The 7,128-nt window shown below is 63.3% G+C and carries 8 protein-coding genes and 1 pseudogene; 3 read left to right on the top strand and 6 right to left on the bottom strand.

Going from position 1 to position 7,128, the window contains the following annotated elements:
• The first annotated feature begins 140 nt into the window (after nucleotides 1-140).
• On the top strand, nucleotides 141-344 hold the full coding sequence (gene rpsU, locus AC5JJ6_RS34180; RefSeq protein ID WP_012974546.1) for a 30S ribosomal protein S21: 204 nt from the start codon (nucleotides 141-143) through the stop codon (nucleotides 342-344).
• A gap of 195 nt (nucleotides 345-539) precedes the next feature.
• Here the strand turns inward: rpsU and AC5JJ6_RS34175 are convergent, their stop codons facing one another.
• The 5 genes from AC5JJ6_RS34175 to AC5JJ6_RS34155 all read right to left on the bottom strand — a co-directional run bounded on the left by AC5JJ6_RS34175 (nucleotide 540) and on the right by AC5JJ6_RS34155 (nucleotide 6,021).
• Entirely contained in the window at nucleotides 540-1,940 is a 1,401-nt protein-coding gene (locus AC5JJ6_RS34175) for an NAD(P)(+) transhydrogenase (Re/Si-specific) subunit beta (protein ID WP_496046316.1), read from the bottom strand.
• Between the two features lie 17 nt (nucleotides 1,941-1,957).
• Entirely contained in the window at nucleotides 1,958-2,389 is a 432-nt protein-coding gene (locus AC5JJ6_RS34170) for an NAD(P) transhydrogenase subunit alpha part 2 (RefSeq protein WP_496046315.1), read from the bottom strand.
• 14 nt (nucleotides 2,390-2,403) lie between these two features.
• Nucleotides 2,404-3,570 (bottom strand): Re/Si-specific NAD(P)(+) transhydrogenase subunit alpha, encoded by a 1,167-nt coding sequence (locus AC5JJ6_RS34165; RefSeq protein WP_496046314.1) that lies wholly within the window; start codon nucleotides 3,568-3,570, stop codon nucleotides 2,404-2,406.
• A 305-nt stretch (nucleotides 3,571-3,875) separates the two neighbouring features.
• Entirely contained in the window at nucleotides 3,876-4,529 is a 654-nt protein-coding gene (locus tag AC5JJ6_RS34160) for a hypothetical protein (protein WP_496046313.1), read from the bottom strand.
• A 142-nt stretch (nucleotides 4,530-4,671) separates the two neighbouring features.
• The gene (locus AC5JJ6_RS34155) at nucleotides 4,672-6,021 is read right to left on the bottom strand and encodes an ABC1 kinase family protein (protein ID WP_496046312.1); all 1,350 of its coding nucleotides are present in this window, start codon (nucleotides 6,019-6,021) and stop codon (nucleotides 4,672-4,674) included.
• A gap of 94 nt (nucleotides 6,022-6,115) precedes the next feature.
• Here AC5JJ6_RS34155 and AC5JJ6_RS34150 point away from each other — a divergent pair, with 94 nt between their 5' ends.
• Nucleotides 6,116-6,436, top strand: coding sequence for a type II toxin-antitoxin system HigB family toxin (locus AC5JJ6_RS34150; protein WP_496046311.1), 321 nt, complete (start codon nucleotides 6,116-6,118; stop codon nucleotides 6,434-6,436).
• Between the two features lie 17 nt (nucleotides 6,437-6,453).
• The gene (locus tag AC5JJ6_RS34145) at nucleotides 6,454-6,870 is read left to right on the top strand and encodes a helix-turn-helix domain-containing protein (protein WP_496046310.1); all 417 of its coding nucleotides are present in this window, start codon (nucleotides 6,454-6,456) and stop codon (nucleotides 6,868-6,870) included.
• A gap of 37 nt (nucleotides 6,871-6,907) precedes the next feature.
• On the opposite strand, the pseudogene AC5JJ6_RS34140 reads toward AC5JJ6_RS34145, so the two are convergent.
• Nucleotides 6,908-7,128 (bottom strand): annotated as a pseudogene (locus AC5JJ6_RS34140) (catalase); the annotation flags it as partial.

Raw genomic sequence — 7,128 nt, 5'->3', positions numbered from 1 at the left:
ATGGTGAGCAACCGACTTTAGCTATCCGATTAGCCCTTGAGAAAGGGCTCCCCGGCATGCTAGAACCCGCGACTTCGGTCGGACGGGTGCCTTTTGCGCATCGTGCGTGATGACTTAAACTGTTGGAGAGACACCAAACCGTGCAAGTGCTGGTTCGTGACAACAATGTCGATCAGGCCCTCCGCGCGCTGAAAAAGAAGATGCAGCGCGAGGGTATTTTCCGTGAAATGAAGCTGCGACGGAACTATGAGAAGCCGTCGGAGAAGCGCGCGCGTGAGAAGGCGGAAGCCGTTCGCCGCACTCGCAAGCTGCTGCGCAAGCGCATGGAGCGTGAAGGCTACTGATCGACCTCCAGTCCGCGCCCGTCTAAAGACCGCGGATTACAGGTTAAGGCCGCATGGAACCGCCCCGGAGCACTCCGGAGGCGGTTTTTGTGCATGGGTTTGTCTATCGAGTGCCAAGCTTCCGTTGGTGGAACGGACACAAAAAAGGCGGCGCGGTCGTTGGACCGCGCCGCCTTTTGAGTCAGGCGTCAGCCGCTAATCCAGCGACTTCAGCACTTCCTCGGTGACTTTCTTGGCGTCGCCGAACAGCATCATCGTGTTGGGGCGGAAGAACAGTTCGTTCTCGACGCCGGCGTAGCCGGCCGCCATCGAGCGCTTGATGAACAGCACCGTCTTCGCCTTCTCCACGTCCAGGATCGGCATGCCGTAGATCGGCGAGGCCGGGTCGGTCTTGGCGGCGGGGTTGGTCACGTCGTTGGCGCCGATCACGAAGGCCACGTCGGCCTGACCGAAGTCGCGGTTGATCTCCTCCAGCTCGAACACCTCGTCATAGGGCACGTTGGCTTCCGCCAGCAGCACGTTCATGTGGCCGGGCATGCGCCCTGCGACGGGGTGGATGGCGTAGCGGACGTCGACGCCTTCCTTCTTCAGCATGTCGCCCATCTCGCGAAGGGCGTGCTGGGCCTGGGCCACCGCCATGCCGTAGCCGGGGACGATGATGACGGACGAGGCGTTCTTCATGATGAAGGCGGCATCTTCCGCCGAGCCGGCCTTGACCGCACGGTCGCCCGCAGGTCCGCCGGCGGCGGCCGCCGCCGAGTCGCCGCCGAAGCCGCCCAGGATCACGTTGAAGATCGACCGGTTCATGCCCTTGCACATGATGTAGGACAGGATCGCGCCCGAGGAGCCGACCAGCGCGCCGGTGATGATCAGCAGGTTGTTTTCCAGCGTGAAGCCGATGCCGGCGGCCGCCCAGCCGGAGTAGGAGTTCAGCATCGACACCACGACCGGCATGTCGGCGCCGCCGATCGGCAGGATCAGCAGGAAGCCCAGCGCCAGCGCCAGCAGGACGATGACCCAGAGCGCCACGGTGCTGTTGCTGACGCACAGCCAGACGATGGCCAGCACCAGCACGACGCCGAGGCCGGCGTTCAGCATGTGCTGCATGTTGAAGACCAGCGGCTTGCCGCTGACCAGCCCCTGGAGCTTGGCGAAAGCGACCAGCGAGCCGGTGAAGGTGATGGCGCCGATCGCGACGCCGAGCGCCATCTCGATCAGGCTGCCGACGCGGACGTTGCCGCGGGTGCCGATGTCGTAGGCTTCCGGCGCGTAGAACGCGGCGATGGCGACGAAGACAGCCGCCAGACCGACCAGCGAGTGGAAGGCGGCGACGAGCTGCGGCAGCGCCGTCATCTCGATCTTGCGCGCGGTGACCGCGCCGATGGCGCCGCCGATCGCGATGCCGACGATGATCAGGGTAAGGGAGAGCCCGGAGATCAGGCCCGGCAGCAGCAGCGTGGTGACGATGGCGATCACCATGCCCACGATGCCGAAGTTGTTACCCTGCCGGGACGTTTCGGGGCTGGAAAGACCGCGCAGTGCCATGATGAAGCAGATGCCGGCGACGAGATACGCCAATGGAGCGAAAGCGACCATGTTGGTTCAGGGCTCCCTTATTTCTTCTGCTTCTTCTTGTACATCGCCAGCATGCGCTGCGTGACGATGAACCCGCCGAAGATATTGACCGAAGCGAGGATGACGGCGAGGAAGCCCAACGCCGTGGAGAAGGTGAAGCCGGCCGTGCTGCCGGTCGCGATCAGCGCGCCCACGATGATGACCGACGACACCGCGTTGGTGACGCTCATCAGCGGGGAGTGCAGCGCCGGCGTGACCCGCCACACTACGTAGTACCCCACGAAGCAGGCAAGCGCGAAGACCGTCAGGCCGGTGATGAAGAAGCTGTGGCCGGCGGCGGGCGCCGCGTCGGTTGCCGCTCCGGTCGCGAGATGGGCCGTTTCCATGGCGAGACGGTCCGCCTCGGCCGTAAGCGACCGCAAGGCCGCCTGCAGGTTGGCGACCTGCTGGGCCAGTTCCTGGCTTGTCATTGGCTGTGTTCCCCTCAGCTCTTGGCCGCGACGGGTTCGGCGGCGAAATTCGGATGCACCAGAGCGCCGTCGCGGGTCAGGGCGGTACCCTTGATGATCTCGTCGTCCCAGTTGATCGTCAGGCCCTTTTCCTTGTCGATCAGGGGCGTCAGGAAGTTCAGCAGGTTCTTCGAGTACAGCATCGACGCGTCGATGGCGTTGCGGCTCGGCACGTTGAGGTGGCCGACGATCTTGACGCCGCCGATATCGACGATCTCGCCCGGCTTGGAGCCTTCGACGTTGCCGCCCTGCTCCACCGCCAGATCGACCAGCACGGAGCCCGGCTTCATCGAGCGGACCATCGCCTCGGTCACCAGGATCGGAGCCTTGCGGCCGGGGATCAGCGCCGTGGTGATGATGATGTCCTGCTTCTTGATCGTCTCGGCGATCAGCGCCCGCTGCTTTTCCTGGTACGCGGGGCTCATCTCCTTGGCGTAGCCGCCGGCGGTCTGTGCCTCCTTGAACTCGTCGTCCTCGACCGCGACGAAGGTGGCGCCCAGCGACTGCACCTGCTCCTTGGTAGCAGGACGCACGTCGGTCGCGGACACGACGCCGCCCAGGCGCCGTGCCGTCGCGATGGCCTGGAGGCCGGCGACTCCGACGCCCATGATCATGACGCGGGCCGGCGGCACGGTGCCGGCGGCGGTCATCATCATCGGGAAGGCGCGGCCGAATTCCGACGCCGCATCGACGACGGCGCGATAGCCCGCAAGATTGGCTTGGCTGGACAGCACGTCCATCGACTGCGCGCGGGTGATGCGGGGCATCAGCTCCATCGCGAAGGCGTTGACCTTGGCGTCGGCATAGGCCTGGAGCTGATCCCGCTGCTGATAGGGCTGAAGAATGGCGACCAGCATGGCGCCCGGCTTCATCAGCGCCAGTTCGTCGGGGCCTCCCTCCGCTTCCGTCAGGGGTCGTTGCACCTTGAGAACGATATCGGCGTCGGACAGGGCCGTGGCCTCGTCCGGCGCTATGGTCGCTCCGGCATCGGCGAAGGCCTGATCGGGGATCGAGGCTTCCTTACCGGCGCCGGTTTCGACAACGACGTCCAGCCCAAGCTGCTTATACTTCTTGATGGTATCGGGGGATGCCGCAACGCGGCGCTCGTTGGCACGCCGCTCCTTGGGTATCGCGACTTTCATCCTGGCTGGTTCCCTTGCCGCTGATTTTATTGTGCCGAAAGTATGGCGTACGGTTTATGCGTTGGCAAAATGCCGTATTCGGGAAAGTTTGTGAAGCGTTCTACCCACTAACCTTGCCCGTTCAAGCTTCAACACTAAACCTTTCTTGCGGGCGCTTGCCCAGTGGACAAAGGTCGAAGACGCGGGCATCAGCCGTGCGGCTTGCGCATGCGCGCAAACGAAAGCAGCCGGCCCACAAGGGGCCGGCTGCCAGTATCGCGGAACCTGAGCGCCGCGTATCGTCTTATCTTGCTTGAAGCAGCGCCTTAACGGCGAGCGGGCATCATCCCTTCGGCGGGACCGCCGCCGGCGACACCTTCGTTGCCGGTCTGGCTGGTGCCCGCAGGGGGAACCACGCCGCCGCCGGCTGCGGCGCTGATGTCGTTGACGGTGCCGCCGGCCTTCACGATGGAGTTGCGGGCATCGGCGAGGATCTGGGCGCACTTGGCCGGGTTGCCGTCACGGAACTGGTTCTCGGCAGTCTGGAACTGGACCTCCAGGCGCTCACGGATCAGGTCGTTGGAGATCGTCTTGGCATCGGACCGCACGGCCGCGACATCGGTCGGGCCGCAGGAAGCCGGAACCTGCATGTTGGTGGTGCCGGTCGGATACGTCGGATCGCCGGGGCCGACGCCGCCACGGCCAAGAGCCGCGCGGCCGCTGGTGACACCATCGGTCTGGCCGGTTTCCAGGGCGCCGTCGGGGGTTACGACCGGAGCCTGGGTGCCCCGCATCGGCTGGCCGGTGGTGGCGCCGGTGGCGCCGGGTGCTACGCCCGGCATCTGGGAACCCATCGACGCACGGCCGCTGGTCACGCCGTCGGTCTGGCCGGTTGCCAAGCCGGAGTCCTGAGCAAGCGACGGGCCGGAGACACCAATAGCGAGAGCCAGCACCGCGGCACCGTAAAAGAGCTTATTCATCTGTGGAAATTCCTCGTCTTGGGGGCGATACGATCGCCATTCGGCAACCTTTGACCCCCTCAACAACGGTTTTCGCTAGATGGTTCCGCGAAATCTCACGAAAGACTGACACCGATCACACGTTTGTGATACACGCCGGCGATCAAACCGGCAGCGGCACGCCATTGCGGTTCAGCAGTTCGGTCTGACGCTTTTCCAGGGCATCGACGTCGAAATCGCGAACGAGGTCGTGGAAGAGCTGGTACCAGTTGACCTCCGCCTTCAGGTGCAGGAAGACCGAACCGAGACCGATCGCCGCACGGTCCATGAAGACGAATTCACGCGGGATCTCCAGCCCACCGACTTCGTGGAGCGCGCGGTGAACCTTCTCGGCGGCTTCGCGGCCGTACATGGCGCTGTTGGTCTCGTCGATCCTGCGGGTGCGGTCGTCCATGATCGGGGCATAGACGAAGCGCGCCCAGACGTTGAGGATGTCGATCAGTTCGTTGTTGATCTTGTTGAAGCCCCAGACCCGGTATGCTTCCGCCGCAAGGTCGCGGTCGTCGGTCTGAAGCGCGTGGTACAGGTCGATCACGCCCTTGACGAAGCTGGGCTTGAAGATACGGATGCAGCCGAAATCCAGCAGGTTGATCGAGGCATCGGGCCGGACGGTATAGTTGCCCAAATGCGGGTCGCCGTGGATCGTGCCGCAGGTATAGAACGGCGTGTACCAGGCCCGGAACATGTTCAGCGCAAGCTCGTTGCGGTGTTCCGGGTGGTCGCCGACATAGTCCAGGATCTTGCGGCCTTCCAGCCACGTCATGGTCAGCAGCCGCTTGGTCGATAGGTCCGACACGACTTCCGGCACCTGAACGCCGCCGATAGGGTTCAGGATATCCCGGTACAGGGCGGTGTGGCGGGCTTCCAACGCGTAGTCCAGCTCTTCCCGCAGGCGGGCCGAGATCTCGGCGTGGATCTGCTTGGTCGAGATCGTGCGGTCGTAGCGCTCGTAGATCGAGAAGATCAGGTTTAGCTGGCCCAGATCGGCTTCGACGGCGGACATCATGTCCGGGTACTGGAGCTTGCAGGCAAGCTGCCGCCCGTCATGGCCGACCGCCTTGTGGACCTGCCCGAGCGAAGCCGCCGAAGCCGCTTCGCGCTCGAAGCTGGCGAAGCGCTTCTGCCAGTCGGGACCCAGTTCCGCCGCCATCCGGCGCTTGACGAAGGGCCAGCCCATGCTGGGCGCATCGGCCTGGAGCTGGGAGAGTTCCTGGACGTATTCCTGCGGCAAGGCGTCGGGAATGCTGGACAGGATCTGCGCCACCTTCATCAGCGGACCTTTCAGCCCGCCGAGCGCGTCCCGCAGTTCCTTCGCGTGTTCGCCGCGTTCGAGTTTGAGACCGAGATAGCGTTGTCCGGCGAGCCGCGCCGCCAGCCCGCCCATCGCCGTGGAAACCCGTGCGTAGCGCGCGATCCGCCCGCCGAACGAGTTCTGTTCAGTGCCATTTGCCATGGATGGAAAATGGTGCCGAAAGGGTCGATTGACCAGTGCGGCCGGAGCGTTTCGGCCTGTAATCCCTTGTTCCATATCTGGGAACTTGATATAAATGGAAATGCAAATCCTGTCGCTTCGCACCCTCAAAGAATTCTGGCAGCGGCATGGGGAGGCCGAGGCACCTTTGAGGACTTGGTACAGCCGGGTTGCGGGGGCTGACTGGCAAGGGCCGGACGATGTCAAAACAGATTTTGGAGCGACTGCGGACTTCGTCGCCGATAATCGCATCGTGTTTGATATCGGCGGCAACAAGTATCGCTTGATCGTCCATGTCGCCTACAGGTTCAAAAGAGTTTTGATAAAATTTATTGGGACTCACAAGGAATATGACAAGGTGTGGAAGACCGGCAGAACCGACACGATCGGAAATTAAAAACAGGCGAGGCCGCCATGACTGATGTTCGCCCGATCCGGAACGAAGATGACTACGCGTGGGCTCTCGATGAAATCGAGCAATATTTCGTGTCGGAACCAGAGCCAGGGACACCTGAAGGAGACAGGTTCGACCTGCTTGCCCTCGTGATCGAAGATTACGAGCGCAAGCATTGGGCTATCGAACCGGCCGACGCTCCCGATGTGGTCGCGGCCCGTATCGAAGATGCCGGGGCGAAGCGCAAGGATCTGATCCGGTTGCTCGGCTCGAAATCCCGTGTATCGGAATTCTTGAACCGGCAACGCTATCTGACCATGGAACAGGTGCGGGCGCTCCATGGCGAGTGGCGCATTCCCCTGGAAGTGCTGGTCAAGCCGTACGCACTCCGAAAGAAAGACAAACCCGCTTCGGAGAAAAGCAGGGCGGCGATATGATCGCCGCCCCGTCCTGCCGTCAAGCAACTACCGGCCGTCAGTCGGCGGCCTGATCGTGCCGCATGCCGGACTGGCTGTTCTTCATGCCGCTCAGCACTTCTTCGGCCGTGGCCTTCCGGTTCTTGACGGAACTGGTCCACTGGCCCCAGACGGTGGGGTCGATCTTGTCGCCGTTGTTGCCGAGGTTCTGGAGCCGGCGCTTGTCTTCGTCGGTCAGTACCTGTTTCGGCAGCGGGGGCAGGTTGCGGACATCGTCGG

Source organism: Skermanella sp. (assembly GCF_059503625.1).
The sequence above is the reverse complement of the archived record's forward strand: the minus strand, read 5'-3'. Positions and strand labels throughout refer to the sequence as shown.